This is a genomic window from Ochrobactrum sp. P6BSIII (genome assembly GCF_014138065.1).
Classification (GTDB): Bacteria; Pseudomonadota; Alphaproteobacteria; order Rhizobiales; family Rhizobiaceae; genus Brucella.
On record NZ_JACGXB010000021.1, the window covers coordinates 1 to 23,258 of the forward strand.

A 23,258-nucleotide genomic window follows, 5' to 3' on the forward strand; every position below is an offset into this window, starting at 1 on the left:
AGCTGGACGGCGCGCGTCAGATCAGGATCCTTGATCTTCTTGTTGCCCTGGAACAGGACATTGTTGACCACGGAACGTTCGCTCACGGTCACGACGAGCGTGCTGCCGGACTGGTTGATGCGAACATCCGAAAACAGGCCCATGGCGAAAAGACGCTTCACCGCAGCATCAATATCAGCGCTGGTGAAGGCTTTACCCGGACGAATGTCGATATTGTCGCGAATGGACTGCGCATCAACACGCGTATTGCCGCGAACGTCGATACGGCTCACAACGGCAGCTTCCGCGACATTCACGGATGCCAGCGAGAGCGCTGCAGTACCCGAAGCCACTAGAGCCACCGACATGGCGAGCGCAGACGCGGCGCCAAAGAATTTAGAACTTGCCGTCATAGGCTTTCCGAACCTTCGTTTCTGTCCCCGGGACGATTAACCCAGAAAAATGCGTACAGATACAACCGTATTAGCCGGTTTTTCCATACAAGCAAGCGTTGCGGTTAAATTCTGTTTACTTAGGCAACAAGCGTGGCATCCGTGCCACGCGAATTGTGAGTTATGGTAAACAGATTGCTTAGCTTTTCCGGTCGTCGCTCCCAATGTTCACTTCTGTTTAACACCTTGCCCGGCCTCCGTCGGACAAGGCGTCGTCTCTTTGCAGTCAGCCTAACCGGACAGACCGGTCGAGCCAATAACCCCAAGATCGCCATCCCCCAAGATTTCAATTCCTAGGACCGCTGCCTGAGACAGTCGGCAATTGATCTAGCAGGCAAAGAGGTCGTTGAAAAGTACGAACCCCATAAATCCCATCACAAGAAGGAATCCAATACGGTAGAAAATTTCCTGCGCTCCCGGTGACACCGGGCTGCCCTTGATTGCTTCCACACCATAGAAAACCAGATGCCCGCCATCCAGCGGCGGCAGGGGAAACAGGTTCAAAAGCCCGATCCCGATGGAGAGCATAGCCGTCAATTGTATCAACCAGTCAAAGCCGGCGCTCGCCGCCTTGCTCGCCATATTGGCAATTTTGACCGGCCCACCGAGCTGACACTTATCCTCACGGCCAAAAGCGAAACGTGTGAAAAACTCACCCGTGCGGCTGATGATGAAACCGGTTTCCATCACTGCCTGCCCGACTGATTCGAGCGGGCTGTATTCAATCCGGCGGAAATTGCCGACCGCTTCCGTGGTCTCCACGCCAATGGCGCCGAGCTTCACCTTGTTGCCGAGCGGGTCTACACGCTCGACAGTCGCAGGCGTCGCCTTGAGATCAACCATCTTGCCGCCGCGCTCGACCGTAAAGTCAAGCGTGTCACCTGCCCGACCCGAAACAATGCGCTGCACATCGGAAAAGGTGGTGATCTTCTCACCCTCGACACTGATAAAGCGATCACCCGGTTCAAAACCAGCCGCGGCGGCCGGGCTGTTAGGCTGTACGCCTGCAATCAGCGGATCAGCGATCTGACGTCCGTAAAGCGCAAAGAAAACGCTGAAAATGACAATCGTCAGAATGATATTGAAAGCAGGTCCGGCGAAAACCGTTGCCGCACGCTTCCACACAGGCTGCGTATGGAACGCGCGCTTGCGATCTTCCTCGCTCAGCGCAGTGCTATCCACACCGACAGGCGAACTGGTTTCGCTTTCATCGCCGATGAACTTCACATAGCCGCCGAGCGGAATCGCGGAGAGCTTCCAGCGCGTTCCACGCCGATCAGTAAAGCCGAGCAGCTCGGGGCCGAAACCGATCGAAAAGGCCTGCGCACCAATGCCACACCATCGTGCGACAAGATAATGCCCCATCTCATGCACAAAAACGACGACTGTAAGAACGAAAAGGAACGGTACGATTGTCCCGACAAGCAGGCTTTCACCGCCGAATAAAAAGGCCAGAGCCTCCTGCAAATCACTACTCCTTACAAATCACCCGTTGATCGACTGCGGCCTCGATTGGCGCGCCGATCCTCGTACTCTACGAATCGCCTGCCGCTTAGAAACTGAAAAAGATTGCAGATGGCACATCCGGCTCAGCAATCACGGCACCAAAGAGGTATAGAAGTGCGGCGGCGGCGACAAGCCCGTCGACGCGATCCAGCACCCCGCCATGACCCGGCAGAAGACGCCCCGAATCCTTGGCGCCGAACTGGCGCTTCACCCAGGATTCAGCCAGATCGCCGATCTGGGAAACGATGGAAAGCAACAGAGCCAGAAGCGGCACGATCAAGCTGCCCGGTGTTGCCACCAGTGATGCGACCAGAATGCCGCCTGCAACAGCCGCCGCAGCACCGCCAATGGCGCCTGACCAAGTCTTGTTGGGGGAAAAACGCGGTGCCAGCTTCGGCCCGCCCAAGGCACGTCCGTTGAAATAGGCTGCAATATCGGTGGACCAGACGACGGCGAACAGAAAGACAATGGCCGTAAAGCCGAAAGGTTCGTCACCACGCAGCAGCGACAGCGATATTGCCGAGAAGCCAGCATAGAAAAGCCCGGCTGCGGGCCAGGCTCGACCGGTTTTCCACTGGGTGGCAAGAAGAATCAGTGTTCCAAGCAGAAGCGTACCGATAGTCAGCAACGCACTGCGATCCAGAATCAGAAGAACGCTTGTCAGAACCAGCCAAGCCCAGCCGAACATACGGGAAAACGAGGTTTGACGCGGGGCGCTCAGTGCCGTCCATTCGTAAAACATCGCCAGACCGATAGCGATTGCGAAAAGCGTGAAACCCAACCCGCCTACCCAGGTCAGCCATAAGGCCGCTGCGCCGAGCACAATGGCGGTGAGAATACGGGTTTGCAGATTGGACATTGAGACCTTTCGGCTTGCGCTGCGTCAGGGCATGCGATGCGATGGAACACGGCAATAGAGAAGCATGGCAGCGAAACGATCCGTCATGACATCTATTGCCCGATAGCCCGGCTGCCCTCTTCGCAATCTTCGAGGCTGGTTTCAAGATTGCTCCGCGCCTCGACGCCACCAAAGCGACGTTCGCGCTGGCGGAATACTTCATAGGCAGCATCAAGATCTGCCGGACGGAAATCCGGCCAGTGCCCCGGCATAAACAGGAACTCCGCATAGGCAGCTTGCCAAAGCAGAAAATTCGACAGACGCATCTCACCGCTGGTGCGGATGATGAGGTCCGGGTCGGGCATGGAAGCAGTATCGAGATTGGCCGAGATCAGCTCGGAAGAAATCGACGACGGGTCCAAAAGACCGGCAGCAACATCGCGCGCCAGGCTCTTGACCGCGCGGACGATCTCGTCACGTGAACCGTAATTGAAGGCAATCACCAGATTGAGGCCGGTATTGCGGCGGGTCAGAGTTTCCGCCTCGGTGAGCAGCCCGCGAATATCGTCGGTCAGCCCTTCCCGCTCGCCAATAATGCTAACCTTCACATTGTTGCGATGAAGATCGGCAAGGTCGCGGCGAATGAACAGCTTGAGCAGACCGAGCAGGTCATTGACCTCACCGCTCGGCCGTGACCAGTTTTCGGAAGAAAACGCAAAAAGCGTGAGATAGCCAAGACCGCGATCACCTGCCGCCCGCACCGTTTCGCGCAAAGCCTCAACGCCAGCACGATGCCCGGCGCTGCGTGGCAAGCCACGCGCCTTCGCCCAACGGCCATTGCCATCCATAATAATGGCGATGTGGCGCGGATCGGACATTCCTGGCTCTCCCTATACGATAATCACGCAGGTCATGGTGTGGTGAATTTGAAGTTCCCGGTTAATAACATGGCATCCACGTTAAGGGACTTCAAATTCGCAAGCCACACCAGAGTCTGTGTATTGCTAGTGTGGCTTTAAATCCGAAATTCGTTCGCAACCCCGCTCCGAGGTACGCGAATTTCGGATTTACCGCACTAAACCTGCATGATTTCGCCTTCCTTGACTGCAACGACCTTATCCATTTCAGCAATGGTGTCGTCGGTCAGCTTCTGCACCTTTTCGGACAGAACGCGACTGTCATCCTGACTGATGTCGCCGTCCTTCTCCAGCTTTTTCAGCGTGTCCATGCCATCGCGGCGGACGTGACGAGCGGCAATACGGCCCTGCTCGGCATATTGATGCGCGATCTTGACCAGTTCCTTGCGGCGCTGTTCGTTCAGCTCCGGCAGTGGAATACGCAGCGTCATGCCATCGGTGATCGGGTTAAGGCCCAGACCGGAATCGCGAATAGCGCGTTCGACAGCACCAACCATGCTCTTGTCCCAGACGGAAACCGAAAGCATGCGCGATTCAGGAACAGTGATATTGGCAACCTGATTGATCGGCATCGTTGCGCCATAGGCTTCGATGGTGATCGGCTCAAGCAGGCTGGCGGAAGCACGGCCGGTGCGAAGACCGTTCAGATCGTGCTTCAAAGAATTGACTGCGCCTTCCATGCGGCGTTTCAGGTCGTTGATGTCAAAAGCATCACTCATGCATATTCTCCTTCGATACGCAGCAAGACATGTGAACGATCATCGTTGATCAATTGTCGGAAACGATCGTGCAGCGTCCCTTGCCTTGCAGAATTTCGGCCAAGCCGCCGTTTTCATGGATGGAATAGACTATTATCGGAATGTTGTTCTCGCGCGCAAGGGCGACGGCAGCCGTATCCATGACAGCAAGGCCGCGATCGAGAACTTCCTTGTGGGTGAGCGTGTCGAAACGCGTCGCGGTCGGGTCCTTTTTCGGATCAGCCGAATAGATGCCGTCAACCTGCGTGCCCTTCAACAGCGCATCCGCTTCGATTTCCGCCGCGCGCAGCGCAGCAGCAGAGTCGGTCGTGAAGAACGGATTGCCCGTGCCGCCTGCGAAAATCACCACTTTGCCCTCGTCCATATAGGCCGTAGCCTGACGCTGCGAGAAGCTCTCGCAGATTTCAGGCATTGCTATGGCGGAGAGAACAACGGCATCAACGCCGATCTTGTGCAGTGAAGTGCGCAGCGCCAGCGAATTGATCACCGTCGCCAGCATGCCCATATGGTCGCCGGTCACGCGGTCGCCGCCCTTGGACGCCACCGCTACACCGCGAAAAATATTGCCGCCGCCGATCACCACGCCGACTTCGATACCCAGCAGACGGGCCTGCTTGATATCGTTGGCGATCCGGTCTGCGACGGAAACATCGATGCCGAAACCCTGACTGCCCATCAATGCCTCGCCCGAGGCTTTCAAAAGGACGCGCTTGTAGGCGGGCTTGCCGGACATGGAATGCTCTCCGCTGATCGAAATAAAGTGATTGTGTTGGGTTCCGATACACGAAGGGCACCGCGTTGTCACGCGATGCCCTTCATAATCAAAAGCCTTTTCAGGCTAAAGCCTGTTCTGAAAGCAGAAAGTCGCTTTCAGAGGAAGAAAGAGCTGATTAGCCCTTGGCAGCAGCAGCGACTTCAGCAGCGAAATCGCTTTCTTCCTTTTCGATGCCTTCGCCGAGAGCGACGCGGGCAAAGCCGACGATCTTGGCCGGAGCGCCAATGGTCTTTTCAGCTTCCTTGAGGGCAGCTGCAACCGTCAGATCCGGATTGATGACGAAAGCCTGCGAAAGAAGAACGACTTCTTCGTAGAACTTGCGCATACGGCCTTCGATCATCTTTTCGATGATGTTGTCCGGCTTGCCGGATTCACGAGCCTGCTCGATGAAGATCGACTTTTCGCGTTCAGCGGCAGCCGGATCAACGTCTTCAGCGGTCAGCGCGAGCGGGTTGATTGCAGCAACGTGCATGGCAACCTGACGACCGAATGCGTTTGCAGCTTCTGCATCGCCAGCGGTTTCGATAGCAACCAGAACGCCGAGCTTGCCGAGACCGTCAGCAACGCCGTTGTGGATGTAGGTTGCAACGGTACCCTGCGAAACGCTGAGGGCAGCCGAACGACGGAAGCTGATGTTTTCGCCGATGGTTGCAACTGCGTCCTTGGCAGTTTCGGTGACGGACTTGCCGTCGACATTGGCGTTGGCCACAGCTTCGGTCGAACCGTCGGTTGCCAGAGCAGCCTGAGCGATCTTGCGAACCAGATCCTGGAAAGCGTCGTTGCGGGCAACGAAGTCGGTTTCGGAGTTGACTTCAACGACAACAGCCTTGTTGCCGGAAGATGCAACGCCAACCAGACCTTCAGCAGCCGTACGGCCAGCCTTCTTGTCAGCCTTTGCAATGCCCTTGGCGCGCAGCCAATCGACAGCAGCTTCGACGTCGCCATTGGTTTCTGCAAGAGCAGCCTTGCAGTCCATCATGCCAGCGCCGGTCAGTTCGCGGAGTTCTTTAACCTGAGATGCGGAAATGCTCATTGTGTCGCCTTTCACGAAAGCGAAGGCACACCGAATGGGTGTGCCAACTTTGAACCGGCGCTATTTTGACGTAGCGTGTTTTTGCCCGAAAACCGTCAAACGTGCTTCGGAATCACGCCCTTGCGCCGGAATGAAACGAGATTATCCATCCGCCTCTATCAGAGATATGACGGATGGATGAAATCATGCGCTGATTAAGCGCCTTCAGCCGGAGCTTCGAGGGCTGGCTCAACCGGAGCTTCAGCCTGTGCACCGATGTCGATGCCCATTGCGCCCTGCTGGCGAGCAATACCGTCGAGAGCAGCGCGTGCAATCAGATCGCAATAGAGCGAGATAGCGCGTGCGGCGTCGTCGTTGCCCGGGATCGGGTAGTCGATCTGGTCTGGATCGCAGTTCGAATCGATCACAGCAACAACCGGAATGCCAAGACGCTTGGCTTCCTGGATAGCAATTGCTTCCTTGTTGGTGTCGATGATGAAGATCAGGTCAGGAACCGAACCCATGTCCTTGATACCGCCGAGTGCGCGGTCAAGCTTTTCACGCTCACGCTGAAGGTTCAGAAGTTCCTTCTTGGTGAAGCCCTGGCCTTCGCCGGCCAGAAGTTCGTCGAGCTTGCGCAGACGCTGGATCGAGTTGGAGATCGTCTTCCAGTTGGTCATCATGCCGCCGAGCCAGCGGGCGTTGACGTAGTACTGAGCCGAACGGCTTGCTGCATCGGCAATGATGTCCGAAGCCTGACGCTTCGTGCCGACGAACAGAACGCGACCGCCGCGAGCAACGGTGTCCGAAACGATCTTCAGCGCGTTGTGCAGCAGAGGAACGGTCTGGGACAGGTCCATGATGTGGATGTTGTTACGAGCGCCATAGATGAAAGGCGCCATCTTCGGGTTCCAGCGGTGGGTCTGGTGGCCGAAGTGAACACCAGCTTCCAGAAGCTGGCGCATGCTGAAATCAGGCAATGCCATCTTTATTTTCCTTTTCCGGTTTAACCTCCACGGGCTGAGGCGATTGCTCGCCACCGGAGGTTCTTGCCGGATTTCTCCCGACAAAAGCCCAATCCCGTGTGTGGAATAGGCGCGCTGTTAACTGATCGCGCCATGAATTGCAAGTCGTTTGGCCAATATACCGCAATCCGTCCGCAGGATGAAAGCGTTTCAGCGCTCACGGTCGGATTACTGGCTTATATAATTACCCCAAGAATGAAAATCTACGGGAATGAAACACCAAGAAAAGATAACAGCAATGCAAACAGTATCTTTTTCATATAAAAATCCATTAAATTAATAAAAAAGGCTACAATGCAGTGCATCGTAGCCTTCATATAAATATATGTCACTTTACATTTACTACTTGCAGCTGACCTTCTGATCAGCCTTGTCGAATACATCGAGCTTCACAAGCTTGCCGCGCATGGCAAAGTCACCATAGTCCATGGTGAGGTCACGGGTGATGCCGTTGCGGTAAAGTTTGAAGTTGATGCGGTAGATTGGCAGTCCGTCCTGCTTTTCCTTGTCATCGAAATAGGCAATGGTCACTGGCCAGACCGGATCCTTGGAAAATTTGCCCATAAACTTGGTTTCGTCATCGGCTGGATTCTGCCCCTTGCCGACGACTACCGTGGTGGCGACCACGCGGTCGGCATCTTCAGAGGCGTCGAATAGCGAGGTCTGGTAAAACTTCTCGCCCGCTTCCGCCTTGCCGATCAGCTCTTCCATATGCTGGGTGGGAAACTGCGTTGCCCGCAGATCAATCTTGTTTTCTTTCGGCTTCGAAAGTTCCACAACGGTCTTGCCGCCTTCAAGCTTGGCATCGCCGCGCACTTCCTTGACGAGATCCTTGTCAACGAAGGTTTTGTTGACGAAACGGAAGCTCTTGCCGTCATTGCCTTCAAACGTCGTCGTCTGCTGATCGGTCACGCGCTGCGGTTGTTCTTCCATGTCGATGCGGGTCACGAAACGGAAGTTGGTCGTATAGCCTTCGCAGGCCGATCCGTTGAACTCGTAAACCATGCGCCCGGTCAGGCCACTGATTCCCGACTTTTCATCGGCACGGTCCAGTGTCAGGTCATAAACGGCACGGTGCGGCACCAGCGTTACAGTCGAAGCCGCTTGGGCCACGCTCGCAAGTCCAGCCCACACACAGGCAGCGGTTCCACTTGCAGCTACAGCAACCTTAAAACCCGGCTTCAAAAAACGCATACATGAATCTCCCGATGAGTTGACAAGCATGATAAAAAAACTCGTGGCGGAAGCGAGGCAAAAAACGCACCCTTCCCAAAAGCTTCACCGATTCTGCCTATAGGTTGACGGAGAAGTCCCTTTGCAAGCAAGGATTAATGCAATGACCGACACGATCGAAAGACGCCTGAAAAATCTGGGTATATCCCTGCCGGTAGCGGCTGCACCTGCCGCAAACTATGTTCCTTTTGCTGAAACAGGCTCGCTTTTGCTCACGTCTGGCCAGCTGCCGCTGGAAAATGGCAAACTTGTGCACACTGGCCAGGTTGGCGACAAATTGACGGTTGCCCATGGTCAGGTTGCAGCGCGCGCTTGCGCCGTGAATATTCTCGCACAGGCCAAGGCCGCACTCGGCGATCTTGAAAAGATCAAGCGCATCGTAAAGATCACTGTTTTCGTGTCATCGACGGCCGATTTCGTTGAACAGCATCTCGTCGCCAATGGCGCGTCGGATCTGCTCGTCGCCGTTCTGGGCGATGCAGGCAAACATGCGCGCTCCGCTGTCGGCGTCGCCAGCCTGCCGCTCAACGCACCGGTTGAAGTCGAAGCGATTATCGAGGTTGCATAATGTCCTCCATCGAATGGCTCGCAAAGCGCCCAATAGCGCATCGCGGATTGCATGATCTGAACAAGACCCGTTGGGAAAACACGCTGGCTGCCTTTGAAGCTGCCGCCAAGGCGGGTTTTGCTATCGAATGCGACGTGCATTTGACGAAAGACGGCGGCGTGGTCGTTTTCCATGATGACGACCTGCAACGCCTTGCAGGGCGCGAGGGCCGTATCAGCGATCTGACGCTGGCTGAAGCAACCGCGCTTCATGTCGGCGGCACTGAAGAGCGTGCACCGACGCTCCGCCAGATGCTTGATCTGGTCGATGGTCGCGTTCCACTGGTGATCGAGCTGAAAGGCATCGAAGGTCGCGACGATGGGCTGGTTGCAGCGGTTGCGCGTGAACTCGCCGGATACAAGGGCGAAGCCGCCATCATGTCGTTCGACCATCACCTGATCCGCCGCTTTGCAAGCGACGCGCCGGGCATTCCGGGCGGGCTGACTGCGGAAGGCACGCGCCCGCGGGATTTCGAAGCGCATTTCTCCATGCTCGCGCATGGCATTTCCTTCGTATCCTATAATGTGCACCATCTGCCGAACCCGTTCGTCACCTTCGTGCGGGAAAAGCTGCATATGCCGGTGATCAGCTGGACCGTCCGTGACCGCGAGATGCAAAAGCACAGCGAACTCAATGTCGAACAGATAACGTTCGAAGGGTTCGATCCGCGCGCACTGGTCGCCTGACAACAAAGGATTTGCGGTGAACGACGAAGATCCGCACAGTGAAGAAAGCTTCGTTCTTCGCATCGTTGAAAATATCAGCGAATTTACAGAAGACGAGTGGAGCAGTCTTGCCGGGGCCTCCCGGCAGGATGCGAACTATAATCCTTTTACAACCCGCGCTTTTCTGTCCGCTCTGGAGGAATCGGGTTCCGTTTCTCGGAAAGCGGGCTGGCTGCCGCGTCATCTTCGCCTCGAAAACAATCATGGCGAGTTGCTCGGCGTCGTGCCGAATTACCTCAAGGGTCACAGCCAGGGCGAATATGTGTTCGACCACGGCTGGGCGGACGCGTTTGAACGCGCTGGCGGGCGATACTACCCGAAATTTCAGGCAGCGATCCCTTTCACGCCTGCAACCGGACCGCGCCTGCTCAACCACATCGCCTATGACGGCGAAGCTGTGCGGCTGGCGCTGGCGGGCGGCTTGCGCGAACTGACGGATCAGGCAGGCGTGTCCTCCGCACACGTAACCTTTGCCCTGCCCGATGAGATCGTGGCGCTTGAGCGCGCAGGCTTCCTCCATCGGACGGACCAGCAGTTTCATTTCATAAACAACGGCTTTTCCAATTATGATGACTTCCTGAGTGAGCTTGTTTCGCGCAAACGCAAAGCGCTCAAAAAGGAACGTCGCGAAGCGCTGTCCGACGGTATTGAAATCGAATGGCTGACCGGCAGCGACCTGACGGAAGCGGTCTGGGATGATTTCTTTGCGTTCTACATGGATACAGGAAGCCGCAAATGGGGCCGCCCCTATCTCAACCGCAAGTTCTATTCGCTGATCGGCCAAACCATGGCCGAGGATATTCTGCTGGTCATGGCGAAACGCGCCGGGCGCTATATCGCAGGCGCCATCAATTTCATCGGCGGCGACAGGCTGTTCGGCAGGCATTGGGGCTGTATCGAAGATCACCCCTTCCTGCATTTCGAGGTCTGCTATCACCAAGCCATTGATTTCGCCATTGAGCGCAAGCTGCGCGTGGTGGAAGCAGGCGCGCAGGGCGAACACAAGCTCGCGCGCGGCTATGTGCCTGTTACCACCCATTCCGCGCATTACATCGTCAATGAAAGTTTTCGGGATGCCGTGAGTGACTATCTTGATCGGGAACGGCGCGAGGTTGAACAAATTCACGAGGCGCTGGAGGAACATACCCCCTATCGCCACGAAGACTGATCCAACGAAGCTTGCCTAAATGCGCTCCGTGCGGTCAGATTTGGTCGAATTCCAGCATTGGAGAGAATCGCATGTCTGCCACCTATGACGACAACAACATCTTCGCAAAAATCCTGCGCGGTGAAATTCCGTCCACCCGCGTCTACGAAACCGACGATGTCGTCGCCTTCATGGATGTCATGCCGCAGGGCACCGGCCACACGCTGGTCGTGCCGAAAGCACCGTCGCGCAACCTGCTCGACGCCAAGCCCGAGACGCTGGCTATCGTGATCGGAACCGTGCAGAAAATCGCACAGGCGGTGAAGAAGGCGTTTAATGCCGATGGCGTCACCGTCATGCAGTTCAACGAACCGGCTTCCGGCCAGACCGTCTATCATCTGCATTTCCATGTCATTCCGCGTTTTGAGGGCCTCGCTCTCAAGCCGCATACCGGCCAGATGGAAGACCCCGCCGTTCTTTCAGCAAATGCTGAGAAAATTCGCGCAGCGCTCTGATAAGACTCCGTTTTAGAGCGTCAGCAACCCGGTAATCAGCAGGATTTCCGCGACCGCGATACCGACGAGCAGACGCTTGCCGGCCATCAGATAAGCGGCAAATCCTGCACCGGCTGCTCCGACCCGCAGCCAGATCGGCGAATCGGCAAGAGCGCCGTTCGGATAAAGGATAAGCTGCGCAATCACGCCTGCGACCAGCGCCGTTGCGATGCATCGCACCAGCACGAGCAGCTCGGAATCCTCGCGCACCCGCCCGCCAACGATCACGCCCATGACGCGAAAAATATAGGTTGGCAGCGATCCCGCCAGTATGATGAAGACGAACGGCCACCACCAGCTGTCGAAACTGTTCCAGTTCATAGCGCCTCCTCCTTCGCCAAGCTGCGCTTCCGGTGGAAGCCAAAGGCAATCAGGCCGCCAACAATACCGGTGCAGAGCAGGTCATATCCGGGCATGAACTGGTGAAAGACCGGAAACAGCAGCAGGCCGGACGCCATGGCGACCTGCCCTGCCCGTTCGCGTGCCGACCGCCAGAGCGAGGTTAGAAAATACATCGGAGTGAGCAGGAAAAGTGCTGCAAACACAACCGGCGGGAACGAAGACGACAGCATATAGACAATCGCCACCACCAGCGCATTGGTTCCAACCAGAACCGAGCCGATTCCGGCGAAATAGCTGGTGCGCATGTCGCGCGGAATGTTGCGCAACTCCTCCATCGCCATGACCCATGCCGTGACCGCCACGAAATGGCACAGCGCCGCCAGTGTCAGCTTGCGCGTTTTCGGTCCTTTGAGTTCAGGCAGAAGCGCCACCACCATCGGCATAAGCCGTACCGACGACAGGCCGACAGCGAGTGCGGCGGCAGGCCATGTCGCGCCGGCGCTGATGGCGCCGATCAGCACGACCTTGGCCGGTAGCGCCCAGATGGTCAGCGTCATGAACACCGCCTGCCCAACCGAGATGCCGCTTTCAATGGCAAGTCCGGCAAAGCCGACAAACGAACTCATCAGCAATATGGCAGGAATGCTGAAAATGCGCCCACAACCACGCAGGAACCAGCGAAAATGCTGACCGCTATGCGCTGAAGTCACGTCCTGTTGCGGAGGCTGATCGGGAAGTAGAGTCGCTGGCATGGAGACACGTTAGAATGCATACCGAAAAGTGTGAAATGGTTTTCGGGTGACAAGGTGCGTTAAAACAAAATTCTAACGCGATAAGCGCCACTTCAAGAAAGACCACCTTCAGACGCCCGCCGCTTTTCGAGACGAATGTAGTCAGGCCCGACAGTCTTATCGTTCCCCCACCCCATGCTCCGATAGAAGCCAGCAGCTCGCGTTGACGCTCCTGTCTCAAGCCAAATCAGCGCGTGACGCTTGAACAGTTCTTGCTCTGCGATTTGCACCAACCGTTTTCCGATGCCTTTGCCTTCATGGCCCGGAAGAACAAATGCCGCAAAAAGCGAACCTTCAGCGTTATCAATCATCGAAAAACCGACAATCTCATTGTCGTATAGAGCGACCCAACAGCAAAGAGACGCCAGAATCATCTCTGAGACGCTTGCTTCGGTAATCCCCATATCGGCCATTTGCTCTACAGACAGATGGTTTTCTCTTACTGAAGTTCTGACATGCGTTATGCGCGGCATATCAGACGGCGTGGCCTGTCGAATTATGAACTGCATATTCCCCCATAAACAAAAAAGGCCCCTCCGAAGAGGGGCCGCCTTATCATGCTTTACTTCTTGCGCGGTACTTTCGGTACCGAGGACTTGGCAGCCGAAGCTTTCGGCGCCGCCTTGGCGGCTGGCTTCGGAGCTGGTTCGTCCTTACCGGCGAGAACCTTTTCCTTTTCAGCCTTCTTCGGTGCGGCCTTCCGACGAGGAGAAATCTTCTTCTCCGCCGGAATGTCCTTCTTCGGCTTCACAGGCTGCTCGGCAACCGATTCCAGTGACAGGTCGGTCTTGCCGTCTGCCTTGGTGATCACGTCGACGCGCACTGTGCCGCCATGCTTGAGCTTTCCGAACAGCACTTCATCAGCCAATGGCTTCTTGATGTGCTCCTGAATGACACGTCCAAGCGGACGGGCACCCATGCGCTCGTCATAGCCCTTGTCGGCAAGCCATGCGATTGCGCCTTCGGTCAGTTCGAAGGTAACACCACGTTCGGCAAGCTGTGCTTCCAGTTGAAGAACGAACTTCTGCACGACCTGATGAATAACCGGAACCGGCAGCGGACCGAACGGAATGATCGCATCGAGACGGTTGCGGAACTCCGGCGTGAACAGCCGGTTGATCGCTTCCATATCGTCGCCTTCACGCCGCGTGGAGCCGAAGCCAATTGCCGCTCTGGCCATATCCGACGCACCGGCATTGGTGGTCATGATCAGGATCACGTTGCGGAAATCGATCTTCTTGCCGTTATGGTCAGTCAGCGAGCCATGATCCATGACCTGCAACAGAATGTTGTAGAGGTCCGGATGCGCCTTCTCGATTTCGTCGAGCAGCAGCACGCAATGCGGATGCTGATCGACGCCATCGGTCAGAAGACCGCCCTGGTCGAACCCGACATAGCCGGGAGGTGCACCGATCAGCCGCGAAACCGTATGGCGCTCCATATATTCCGACATGTCGAAACGCAGAAGCTCCACACCGAGCGAAGCAGCAAGCTGCTTGGCAACTTCCGTCTTACCGACGCCGGTTGGGCCGGAGAACAGATAGGAGCCGATTGGCTTGTCCGGTTCACGCAGACCCGCACGAGCCAGCTTGATCGAGGCCGACAGCGCTTCGATAGCCAGATCCTGACCATAGACGACACGTTTCAGTTCCGCATCGAGATGCGACAGGACCAGTTCGTCATCCTTCGAGACGGACTTCGGCGGAATACGGGCCATCGTCGCGATAGTCGCTTCGATTTCCTTTACGCCGATGGTCTTCTTGCGCTTGTTTTCCGGCAAAAGCATCTGGCTCGCACCGGTTTCGTCGATCACATCAATCGCCTTGTCGGGCAGCTTGCGATCCGAAATATAGCGCGCGGACAATTCCACCGCCGACTTGATGGCGTCGACCGTGTATTTGACCTTGTGAAAATCCTCGAAGTAAGGCTTCAGCCCTTTCATGATTTCAATCGCATCCGGGATCGACGGTTCATTGACGTCGATCTTCTGGAAGCGACGCACAAGGGCCCGATCCTTCTCGAAGAACTGGCGATATTCCTTATAGGTCGTTGACCCGATGCAACGGATCGCGCCGGAAGAAAGCGCAGGCTTGAGCAGGTTTGATGCATCCATCGCACCGCCCGAAGTCGCACCGGCTCCGATGACCGTATGAATTTCGTCGATGAACAGCACCGCGCCCGGAAACTCTTCGAGTTCCTTCACGACCTGCTTCAGACGTTCTTCAAAGTCACCGCGATAGCGCGTACCAGCCAGAAGCGTGCCCATGTCGAGCGAGAAAATCGTCGCGTCGGCGAGCGCTTCGGGAACCTGTCCTTCCACGATACGCTTTGCGAGACCCTCGGCAATGGCGGTCTTGCCGACGCCGGGATCACCCACATAAAGCGGGTTGTTCTTCGAGCGGCGGCACAGGACCTGAATCGTCCGGCTGATTTCGCTGTCGCGACCGATCAGCGGATCAATACGACCGGCTTTGGCTTTGTCATTGAGGTTGACGCAGTAAGCGGACAAGGCGTCCTGCTTCTTCTTCGGTCCCTCTTCCTGCTCCACGCCGGGGCGTTGCTCTTCGCTCGGATTTTCAGCGCCGCGCGGAGAACGGGTTTCACCGCTCTGAGGACGCTTGGAAATGCCGTGCGAAATATAGTTCACGGCGTCGTAACGGGTCATCTGCTGTTCCTGAAGGAAGTAGGCAGCATGGCTTTCCCGTTCCGCGAAGATGGCGACGAGCACATTGGCGCCCGTGACTTCTTCACGATTCGACGACTGGACGTGAATGACCGCGCGCTGGATTACGCGCTGGAAGGCGGCCGTCGGTTTGGAATCCTCGTCATAGCCGGTGACGAGATTATCCAGTTCGCGGTCGATATAATCGGTAACGACGCGCTTCAGGTGGTCCAGATCGACGTTGCAGGCGCGCATCACTGCACCCGCATCCTGATCGTCGATCAGGGCAAGCAAAAGATGTTCGAGCGTAGCATATTCGTGATGCCGCTCGTTTGCGATTGTCAGGGCTTGATGCAGTGCCCTTTCAAGGCTGGGAGAGAACGATGGCATATGACCTCACTTTTTCTCCATCACGCATTGCAGCGGATGCTGATTCTGGCGGGCAAAATCCATGACCTGGCTCACTTTGGTCTCGGCGACTTCGTATGTAAATACACCGCATTCACCAACACCGTGATTGTGAACATGCAGCATGATGCGCGTGGCATCATCAAGGCTTTTTTGGAAAAAACGCTGCAGGACATGTACGACGAACTCCATGGGGGTGTAGTCGTCGTTTAGAAGCAGGACACGGTAGAGGCTGGGCTTCTTGGTTTTAGGCTGCGTGCGCGTGACCACAACGGTGCCGTTATCCGGCCCGTTCCCGCCATCGGTCTTGCTTTGCATGATTGTATTGAAATGCCTCATGAAACCTGTACCCAAATGCCCATCTGCCGACCCCGCCCTGCGTCAATATGTAGGTCTTTTCCTGCTGATTTTAAGCCCTTCAGTGGCACTTGCAACCGAGACTTATTACCAGCGAGCCCCTTGACACAACTAATATAGGTCAAGGCCCGGTTTGCTAACGCTTTCTGCAAAAAACCGCCGTCGCATTTTGTCCGAACAGATGCCGTTCAGTCGTAAAACGGTCTTCATAAATGCGTGATCAAAGGTGGGAACCACATCGGGCGACCAAAAAAATTTTCGGATAATTATGAACGACACGCTTACCATAAACGGATTGGTAACGCTGATGACATTAGGGTGGAGGAATTAGATCGCTGTGTGCCTTTTGTGCCGCAGCATAAAAGTTCCGGCAAGGCCAGCTCATAGGCCAGCATTCAGATAGGTCATCATCGTGCGTTTGGCATTCAGTAAAGTCGCATATGCCCTGAAAAAAGCGGCGCAAGCTACGCTCCTTCTCGCGACCGTGACGGGCTGTTCGACAGCCTCCACCACGATACCGGCTATTGCCGCAAGCGACAGGTATGCTGCAATCGTCGTCGATGCGAACACGGGCAAGACGCTTTTTGCCGCGAATGCCGATGCGCAGCGTTATCCCGCTTCGCTGACCAAGATGATGACGCTCTATATGCTGTTTGAGGCCATGCAGGCCGGACGCATCAACCGCGATACGCCGATTCCTGTGTCGGCTTATGCCCGCGCACGTCCGCCAACAAAGATCGGTTTCCGCCCCGGCCAGACCATTCGCGCTGAAGATGCGGCACTCGCCATGGTCACCAAATCCGCCAATGACGCGGCCACCGCAGTCGGCGAGTATATTGGCGGCTCGGAAGAGCGTTTTGCCCAGATGATGACCGCCAAGGCGCGTCGTCTCGGCATGCGCAACACCACTTTCCGCAACGCATCCGGCCTTCCGAACATGGCGCAGCATTCCACAGCGCGCGACATGGCGATTCTCGGCATTGCGCTGCGTCAGCATTTCCCGCGTGAATTCGCGTATTTCTCGCGCCGCAGCTTCGTTTATCGTGGTCAGACCATCAATGGTCACAACCGTCTGCTCGGCCGCATCGAAGGCGTGGACGGCATCAAGACCGGTTATACCAATGCTTCCGGCTACAACCTCGTTTCGTCGGTCAATCTCGATGGCCGCCGCATCGTCGCCGTTGTCATGGGCGGTAATACCGGTGCAAGCCGTGATGCCCATATGGCGCAGCTGATCAACAAATATCTGCCGCAGGCCAAACGTGGCCGCAGCACAGACGCCCTCATTGCAGCGACGAATGACGTGCCGCAAACAGTTGCCGCTGTCGATCTGCCGAAGGCAAAACAGGCGCCTGTTCCCGTTGCACGCGTAGAAACGGTCAACGACACGATCAATAACGAATCCGGTGAAGGCGATGCGGATCAGCCGCAGGTGCTGGCTCTGGCCGCTCCGACCGCCCGTCCGGCAGCCCTTGCCGCACAAGCAGCCGTTCGCCCGACGCCAAAGGCCTCTATCCCATCGGGAACGTTGCAGGCCCAAGCGCAGGCTCAGGCATCGCAGCAGGATGTTGACCCGGTCACGACCGCTTCGGCGCCATCAGCTGGCGGCTGGGCCATCCAGATCGGTTCTCTGCCAAGCGAAGGTCAGGCTCGCGACATGCTTGCCAAGGCTTCCTCGTCTGTCGGTGGCGCGCTGCGCAGTGCATCGCCCTACACGGAAACCTTCAGCAAGGGCAACGCCACTTACTACCGTGCCCGTTTTGTCGGCTTCAACTCGAAGCAGGCTGCATGGGATGCCTGCGCATCTCTCAAGAAGAAGAGCTTCGGCTGCTATGCCGTTGCCAACTGATCAAGCGCGAGGGGACTTTCGCCCCTCGCAACAGCTTCAAACCCGAATTTTGTAAAGCGTAGAGGGTTTCGAGATGTCCAATATGAAAGACACTTACGTACAACCGCCGCTGAAGACCGTCTGGTCTCATGAAGAAAACCGTGCGCCTGCACTCGGCGGGCTGTTCTCGGTGCAGACACTCAAACAAGCCGCATTGCGAATTGCCGATGTGCGCCGCGGCACCGGGTTTCAAACCCGTGATCTCGTCGGCCTGCTGGTTAGCCACGCAGCCCGCAACAAGCGCCTTTCCCAGCCACGCGCAAGAATGCGCATGACACTGCCTGTCAATTCGAACACGATCACCGTTCGCGTTACGATCGAGAACTGACGGAACCAAACTGAACTACAAAAAGCCCGCCGATTGGCGGGCTTTTTGTTTTAAAAGACATTCAAATCAGAGCAGCCCGAGTGCGGCCAGTTCCTGACGCAGTTCGGCGGGAAGTGCCGCTCTGCCCGATTTTCCGGCTGCTTCATCACGCGGCACTTCATTGTCGCTCAGATAACGCCACCCCTGAAAAGCGCGGCGCGGTTGCCATTCCGTCGGAACGATCTTCGGTTCCAGCACGAAGTGGCAGCGGCTGATACCTGCTTCATCCGTAAAGGGTCGGACATCCAGCAGTCGCTGACGGCACTGGATATTGCCCTTGATGACCCAGTAAAGCGAACCGCCCTCAAGCAACTCGTCAATGCGCTTTGGCACCATCCGCGTCGTGTGGGTCTGTTCGGGCACGAGCCCAACGCCCCGCTGTTCGGCGAGGCGGAAATCGATCCAGGCTGCGAGATCTTCGATACTATCGCAACCAACACAAAGCTTGACGAGATTGAGAGCCATGGAAGCGGTTTAGCCAAGGGACGCGACCGCTTCAAGCGTGAAGAATCGCGTTCTCCTAAAATTGAGCGCTCAGCAGGCCACCACGTTCACAGCAAGACCGCCCTGACTGGTTTCCTTGTAGCGCTCGCTCATGTCATGGCCGGTCTGGCGCATGGTTTCGATGCAGGCATCCAGCGGCACGAAATGCTTGCCATCGCCCTTCACTGCCAGCGACGCAGCGGTCACCGCCTTCACGGCACCCAGCGCATTGCGTTCGATGCACGGCACCTGAACCAGTCCGGCGACCGGATCGCACGTCATGCCAAGGTGATGCTCCAGCGCGATTTCAGCTGCATTTTCGATCTGTTCGGGCGAACCGCCGAGAACTGCGGCGAGTCCGGCAGCAGCCATTGCCGAAGCGGAACCCACCTCGCCCTGGCAGCCAACCTCTGCGCCGGAAATAGACGCATTGTGCTTGATAACGCCGCCGATAGCCGCTGATGTCAGCAGAAAATCGCGTATGCCCTTCTCGTCGGCATCGTCGTGAAAATGCAGATAATAGCGGAGGACCGCCGGGACTACGCCCGCCGCGCCATTGGTCGGGGCCGTAACCACCCTGCCGCCCGAGGCGTTTTCCTCGTTGACCGCCATGGCATAGACCGACAGCCAATCATTGGCGAGCAGCGGATTGCTACGATTGTTGCGCCAGTCGTCCTGAAGCTTGTCGTGGATATGCCGCGCACGACGACGAACGCCGAGCCCCCCCGGCATAATGCCCTCACGGCTCAGGCCGCGCTCAATGCAGCCGCGCATAGCACCCCAGACGCGGTCCAGACCTGCGTCGAGTTCGTCCCGCGACATATGCACTTCTTCATTTGCGCGCTTCATTTCAGCGATCGACAGCCCACTATCATGGGCCATGACCAGCATCTCGGCGGCATTCCGGAAAGGATAAGGCACATCGGCCTTGTCATCCTGTTTCGCTCCGCTGCGCTGGACGCGGCTCAACTCTTCTTCCGTGACAACGAAACCGCCGCCAATGGAAAAATAAGCACGGCGCAACAGGAGATTGTCGTCACGGTCATAAGCGGAGAATGCCATGCCGTTGGCGTGGCCGGGAAGCGGCGTCTTGCGGTCGAGAACGAGATCGACCGCCGGGTCGAACTGATAGGACGGATGGCCTTCCGGCTGCACCTTCTTAGCTGCCAGAACCTTCTCGACTTCCGAATCCATGATATCGGGGTCAATCGTGTCGGGCAGAAAACCGCAAAGGCCAAGAATGACCGCGCGGTCGGTCGCATGACCAACGCCGGTATAGGCCAGCGAACCGTGCAGGCTCGCTTTCAGGCGAACGATCTTGGAATGCGCAGGCCGAGGCCAGTTGCCGCTGATGATCTCATTGAGAAACATTCGGGCAGCCGTCATGGGCCCCATCGTATGGGAACTGGAAGGCCCAATACCAATCTTGAAGAGATCGAAAACCGACAGAAACATTCCACACCTTCTACAGCCCGTCGACATGCGAGGACTGACCAAGCTTTGACCGTAACGCTGGCCCTGTCAGGACAGTTGTATGCGCAAGCGAATACAACACGCGTTTCGGTACATTCATATCAGATAGTGTAGGAAAGGAATAACGCAAACGGATTGCCGAAATGCGGCATCAATTTTCCGGAATGCGTAGCTCTGTTTCCGCGCTGCCGTCGGATCAGCCTGATCCGCAGCGCCTCGTCGATCAGACAGAGAAGAGGTAGGCCATGAGAATGATAGCGGCGAGCCCAATGACTGCCCAGAGCGTAACGCCCCAGCAGGATTTTTGAACGGTTTCGTCCATGGAACTTTTCATAACCCTATTGTGTATCGGTCCGGATAACAGCGGTTTTGATCACGTCACTGTTACCAATCATATAGCTATGTGAAGCGCAAAAAGCAACGGCGAAAAGCGGCTGAAATGCGGCGACCTGTTAAAACCACTAGCGCCGCACTTCAAAAACATAACTCCAATCAAACACTTACGAAATTTTTTCGTTAACAAAAGCTTTATAGTGACGGCAGAATTGCGGCATCAGGGTTGTGGCAGGAACATATCTGTCTTGCCTGTGAACCGGTAAGCGGCCAGCCCGACCCACTCCCGCATTGCCACGCTGAAGCGTGACAGGGCGTCATTGGGTGACTCCAGATAGATGGAGAGTTTTTCGTTGAGACGCGTCTTGTAATCGACTGGCCAAGCGATCACGTCGAAACCGGCCTTGCGAAAACAGCCGACAGAACGCGGCATGTGATAAGCGGAGGTCACCAGCAACCACTTTTCACCCGGCTTGGGCTGGGCCAGCTCTTTCGAAAACTCCGCATTTTCAACCGTGTTGCGCGACTTGTTCTCGTAAATATAGCGATCCCCGGAAAAACCCAGATCATTCAAAAGCGCGCGGGTCGTGTCGGCTTCACTGCTCGATTCTTCAAAAAATGCGCCCTCGCCGCCGGAAACGATAATTTTCGCATTCGGATAAAGCCGCGCAAGCCGCATGGTCTCGACGATGCGGTCGGCGGCGCTGTTCAGTTCAAATCCCGGCCGTCCCGCATTGATGTCACCGTTCATATAACCGCCCAGCACAACGATGCCGTCGACATGTTCCGGCAATGCGGCTTTTGGGAAACGGTCTTCAAGCGGCGCGAGAAACAATGCGCCAAGTGTGGTGAACGCGCTAAAAAACAGGATGAGCGCTGCCGCACCCAGCGCAGCCAGACCGGTTTTGCGAAAGCCGATCCATAGGGCCACAAAGCCAAGCAAAACGAACAGAAAAATGATCGTAAGCGGTTGAAAGAAAAGCCAGAAAAGTTTTGAAAAACTATAGAACACTATGAAGCCCCAAGCGTAACGATCAATGCGGGATCGAATCCCGCTCATCGCAATACTATAGAATTGGCTGCAGGCTGTGTTAGAGATTTGCGAGGAATCGGAGCCGGAAAGCACCATGCAGAACACTGCCGAAGCAGAAACCACACCTGCCAGCCCTCGCACCTCGCTGGGGCGTCTCGGGCGCATCGATATAGCGCGCGGCATCGCGCTGATCGCCATGGCGATCTACCATTTTGGCTGGGATCTGGAGTTTTTTGGCTATATGGCCCCGGCGACGACGGCACAGGGCGGCTGGAAACTGTTTGCACGCTGCATCGCCTCCAGCTTCCTGTTTCTTGTCGGTTTCAGCCTCGTTCTCGCTCATGGTCGTGGCATACGCTGGCATTCGGTAGGCATACGTCTGGCGCAGATCGTGGTCGCAGCAGCGGCCATTACTGGCGTCACCTATCTGATGTCGCCAGAGAGCTTCATCTTTTTCGGCATTCTGCATCAGATTGCACTGGCGAGTGTTCTCGGCCTGCTCTTCTTGCGCCTGCCGTGGATTGTGACTCTGATCGTCGCAGTGTTGGTCATCGCCGCGCCATACTTTGCCAGAGCCGAGATTTTCAATCATCCAGCACTGGCGTTTGTCGGGCTTTCAACCGTCACCATACGTTCCAACGACTATGTGCCGTTGTTCCCATGGTTTGGCGCTGTTCTTGTGGGGATTGCGGCTGCGCGTCTCGCCGAGCGTTACAATTTGCTGGCACTGCTTGCGGGAGGCATCAAGCCCACCTTCCTGCAAAAGCCGCTCACCTTCATCGGCAGGCACAGCCTTGCCTTCTACCTCATCCACCAGCCGGTGCTCATTTCGCTGGTTTATGTGTTTGTGCAGATCGCGCCGCCTGCCCGACCAGCGCCCAGAGAAGCCTTTACGCAGTCATGCGTGGCGGCTTGTTCGCAAACCGGCAGCGAAGCGCTTTGCAATGCGTTCTGCGGCTGCGTCGTGAGTGAACTCGACAAGGCGCAACTGTTTGATGATGTCTTTACCGGCAAGGCCGATCAGCAGAACAACAGCACGGTGCGCGAGATTGCGAATATGTGTTCGCCAGTTCCCGATACACAACCCGAATAAGCGGTGTTACGTACTGACGCCGAGCTCCGCCAGCCGCTCAATGCAAGCTTCTTCGATCTGATCCAGCTCGCCGACCGTTTCGTCGATATCGCGGCGCTTCTGGCGCAGGTCGTCGCGTTTTTCTTCAACGCGCTTCATCAAAAGCTTGAGCTGACCCGTTTCGCCGGGGGGCTCGCGATACATCTGGATGATCTCGTGAATCTCGGCAATGGAGAAGCCCAGACGCTTGCCGCGCAGAATCTGCTTGAGAAGGTGACGGTCAGACGGACGGAACAAACGGGTCCGGCCACGCCGAACAGGCGCGATCAGTCCTTCATCCTCGTAGAAACGCAGCGTGCGGGTCGATATTCCGAATTCCCGCGTCAACTCCGTAATCGTATAATATTCGCGCACCACGATCATCACACCTTACTTAAGAGCACGTTTTGAACTGAATGAATCAGACTTGCACCCTCAATCTTTATTTTACACTCATCTTATCCAAAAACCGTCACACAGTT

Annotated in this window: 25 protein-coding genes; 7 read left to right on the plus strand and 18 right to left on the minus strand. The window is 56.3% G+C overall.

What is annotated here, in order from left to right; all coding sequences use genetic code 11:
- The 9 genes from FHW00_RS21785 to eipB form a co-directional block, all read right to left on the minus strand.
- On the minus strand, positions 1-392 hold a 392-nt coding region (locus tag FHW00_RS21785; RefSeq protein WP_182514695.1), incomplete at its 3' end, for an FtsQ-type POTRA domain-containing protein.
- A gap of 366 nt (positions 393-758) precedes the next feature.
- Positions 759-1,898: an RIP metalloprotease RseP gene (rseP, locus tag FHW00_RS21790; RefSeq protein ID WP_078340838.1), complete on the minus strand. Its 1,140-nt coding sequence runs from the start codon at positions 1,896-1,898 to the stop codon at positions 759-761.
- Positions 1,899-1,983: 85 nt separating this feature from the next.
- Positions 1,984-2,796 (minus strand): phosphatidate cytidylyltransferase, encoded by an 813-nt coding sequence (locus FHW00_RS21795; protein ID WP_113533586.1) that lies wholly within the window; start codon positions 2,794-2,796, stop codon positions 1,984-1,986.
- Between the two features lie 92 nt (positions 2,797-2,888).
- On the minus strand, positions 2,889-3,653 hold the full coding sequence (locus FHW00_RS21800) for an isoprenyl transferase (protein WP_078340837.1): 765 nt from the start codon (positions 3,651-3,653) through the stop codon (positions 2,889-2,891).
- Between the two features lie 197 nt (positions 3,654-3,850).
- The gene (gene frr, locus FHW00_RS21805; RefSeq protein ID WP_078340836.1) at positions 3,851-4,411 is read right to left on the minus strand and encodes a ribosome recycling factor; all 561 of its coding nucleotides are present in this window, start codon (positions 4,409-4,411) and stop codon (positions 3,851-3,853) included.
- 49 nt (positions 4,412-4,460) lie between these two features.
- Positions 4,461-5,183 (minus strand): UMP kinase, encoded by a 723-nt coding sequence (gene pyrH, locus FHW00_RS21810; RefSeq protein WP_078340835.1) that lies wholly within the window; start codon positions 5,181-5,183, stop codon positions 4,461-4,463.
- 157 nt (positions 5,184-5,340) lie between these two features.
- Positions 5,341-6,258: a translation elongation factor Ts gene (tsf, locus tag FHW00_RS21815; RefSeq protein WP_078340834.1), complete on the minus strand. Its 918-nt coding sequence runs from the start codon at positions 6,256-6,258 to the stop codon at positions 5,341-5,343.
- 194 nt (positions 6,259-6,452) lie between these two features.
- Positions 6,453-7,223 (minus strand): 30S ribosomal protein S2, encoded by a 771-nt coding sequence (gene rpsB / locus FHW00_RS21820; protein WP_078340833.1) that lies wholly within the window; start codon positions 7,221-7,223, stop codon positions 6,453-6,455.
- Positions 7,224-7,604: 381 nt separating this feature from the next.
- Positions 7,605-8,456, minus strand: a complete 852-nt coding sequence (eipB, locus tag FHW00_RS21825) for a cell envelope integrity protein EipB (RefSeq protein WP_078340832.1) — start codon at positions 8,454-8,456, stop codon at positions 7,605-7,607.
- A 142-nt stretch (positions 8,457-8,598) separates the two neighbouring features.
- Here eipB and FHW00_RS21830 point away from each other — a divergent pair, with 142 nt between their 5' ends.
- From FHW00_RS21830 to FHW00_RS21845, 4 genes are all read left to right on the plus strand, one after another.
- Positions 8,599-9,063, plus strand: a complete 465-nt coding sequence (locus FHW00_RS21830) for a RidA family protein (protein WP_078340831.1) — start codon at positions 8,599-8,601, stop codon at positions 9,061-9,063.
- A complete protein-coding gene (locus FHW00_RS21835) occupies positions 9,063-9,788 on the plus strand; it encodes a glycerophosphodiester phosphodiesterase (protein WP_078340830.1) in 726 nt (241 codons plus the stop codon). The genes FHW00_RS21830 and FHW00_RS21835 overlap by 1 nt, the downstream gene beginning before the upstream one ends.
- A gap of 16 nt (positions 9,789-9,804) precedes the next feature.
- On the plus strand, positions 9,805-10,995 hold the full coding sequence (locus tag FHW00_RS21840; protein ID WP_078340829.1) for a GNAT family N-acetyltransferase: 1,191 nt from the start codon (positions 9,805-9,807) through the stop codon (positions 10,993-10,995).
- 71 nt (positions 10,996-11,066) lie between these two features.
- Complete coding sequence (locus tag FHW00_RS21845) at positions 11,067-11,489, plus strand: HIT family protein (RefSeq protein WP_078340828.1); 423 nt, start codon at positions 11,067-11,069, stop codon at positions 11,487-11,489.
- Positions 11,490-11,501: 12 nt separating this feature from the next.
- Here FHW00_RS21845 and FHW00_RS21850 read toward each other — a convergent pair whose 3' ends face one another.
- From FHW00_RS21850 to clpS, 5 genes are all read right to left on the minus strand, one after another.
- Entirely contained in the window at positions 11,502-11,849 is a 348-nt protein-coding gene (locus FHW00_RS21850; RefSeq protein ID WP_078340827.1) for an AzlD domain-containing protein, read from the minus strand.
- Positions 11,846-12,496: an AzlC family ABC transporter permease gene (locus tag FHW00_RS21855; RefSeq protein WP_113533606.1), complete on the minus strand. Its 651-nt coding sequence runs from the start codon at positions 12,494-12,496 to the stop codon at positions 11,846-11,848. Before FHW00_RS21855 ends, FHW00_RS21850 begins: the two co-directional genes overlap by 4 nt.
- A gap of 218 nt (positions 12,497-12,714) precedes the next feature.
- Positions 12,715-13,170, minus strand: coding sequence for a GNAT family N-acetyltransferase (locus tag FHW00_RS21860; protein WP_078340825.1), 456 nt, complete (start codon positions 13,168-13,170; stop codon positions 12,715-12,717).
- A 53-nt stretch (positions 13,171-13,223) separates the two neighbouring features.
- Positions 13,224-15,713, minus strand: coding sequence for an ATP-dependent Clp protease ATP-binding subunit ClpA (clpA, locus tag FHW00_RS21865; protein ID WP_078340824.1), 2,490 nt, complete (start codon positions 15,711-15,713; stop codon positions 13,224-13,226).
- A gap of 6 nt (positions 15,714-15,719) precedes the next feature.
- Entirely contained in the window at positions 15,720-16,070 is a 351-nt protein-coding gene (clpS, locus tag FHW00_RS21870) for an ATP-dependent Clp protease adapter ClpS (protein WP_078340823.1), read from the minus strand.
- Positions 16,071-16,500: 430 nt separating this feature from the next.
- Between clpS and FHW00_RS21875 the strand changes: the two genes are divergently transcribed.
- The gene (locus FHW00_RS21875) at positions 16,501-17,937 is read left to right on the plus strand and encodes a D-alanyl-D-alanine carboxypeptidase (protein WP_078340822.1); all 1,437 of its coding nucleotides are present in this window, start codon (positions 16,501-16,503) and stop codon (positions 17,935-17,937) included.
- A 73-nt stretch (positions 17,938-18,010) separates the two neighbouring features.
- Positions 18,011-18,304, plus strand: a complete 294-nt coding sequence (locus FHW00_RS21880; protein WP_078340821.1) for a hypothetical protein — start codon at positions 18,011-18,013, stop codon at positions 18,302-18,304.
- Positions 18,305-18,370: 66 nt separating this feature from the next.
- On the opposite strand, the gene FHW00_RS21885 is transcribed toward FHW00_RS21880, so the two are convergent.
- From FHW00_RS21885 to FHW00_RS21895, 3 genes are all read right to left on the minus strand, one after another.
- The gene (locus FHW00_RS21885) at positions 18,371-18,808 is read right to left on the minus strand and encodes a DUF1489 family protein (RefSeq protein ID WP_078340820.1); all 438 of its coding nucleotides are present in this window, start codon (positions 18,806-18,808) and stop codon (positions 18,371-18,373) included.
- A 69-nt stretch (positions 18,809-18,877) separates the two neighbouring features.
- The gene (locus FHW00_RS21890) at positions 18,878-20,281 is read right to left on the minus strand and encodes an L-serine ammonia-lyase (protein WP_078340819.1); all 1,404 of its coding nucleotides are present in this window, start codon (positions 20,279-20,281) and stop codon (positions 18,878-18,880) included.
- 571 nt (positions 20,282-20,852) lie between these two features.
- Positions 20,853-21,644, minus strand: coding sequence for a YdcF family protein (locus tag FHW00_RS21895; RefSeq protein ID WP_078340842.1), 792 nt, complete (start codon positions 21,642-21,644; stop codon positions 20,853-20,855).
- A 115-nt stretch (positions 21,645-21,759) separates the two neighbouring features.
- Here FHW00_RS21895 and FHW00_RS21900 point away from each other — a divergent pair, with 115 nt between their 5' ends.
- Positions 21,760-22,758, plus strand: coding sequence for a heparan-alpha-glucosaminide N-acetyltransferase (locus FHW00_RS21900; protein WP_078340818.1), 999 nt, complete (start codon positions 21,760-21,762; stop codon positions 22,756-22,758).
- Positions 22,759-22,764: 6 nt separating this feature from the next.
- Here the strand turns inward: FHW00_RS21900 and FHW00_RS21905 are convergent, their stop codons facing one another.
- Positions 22,765-23,151 carry a MerR family transcriptional regulator gene (locus tag FHW00_RS21905; RefSeq protein WP_078340841.1) on the minus strand — a complete coding sequence of 129 codons (387 nt, stop codon included), beginning with the start codon at positions 23,149-23,151 and terminating at the stop codon, positions 22,765-22,767.
- Positions 23,152-23,258: the final 107 nt, after the last annotated feature.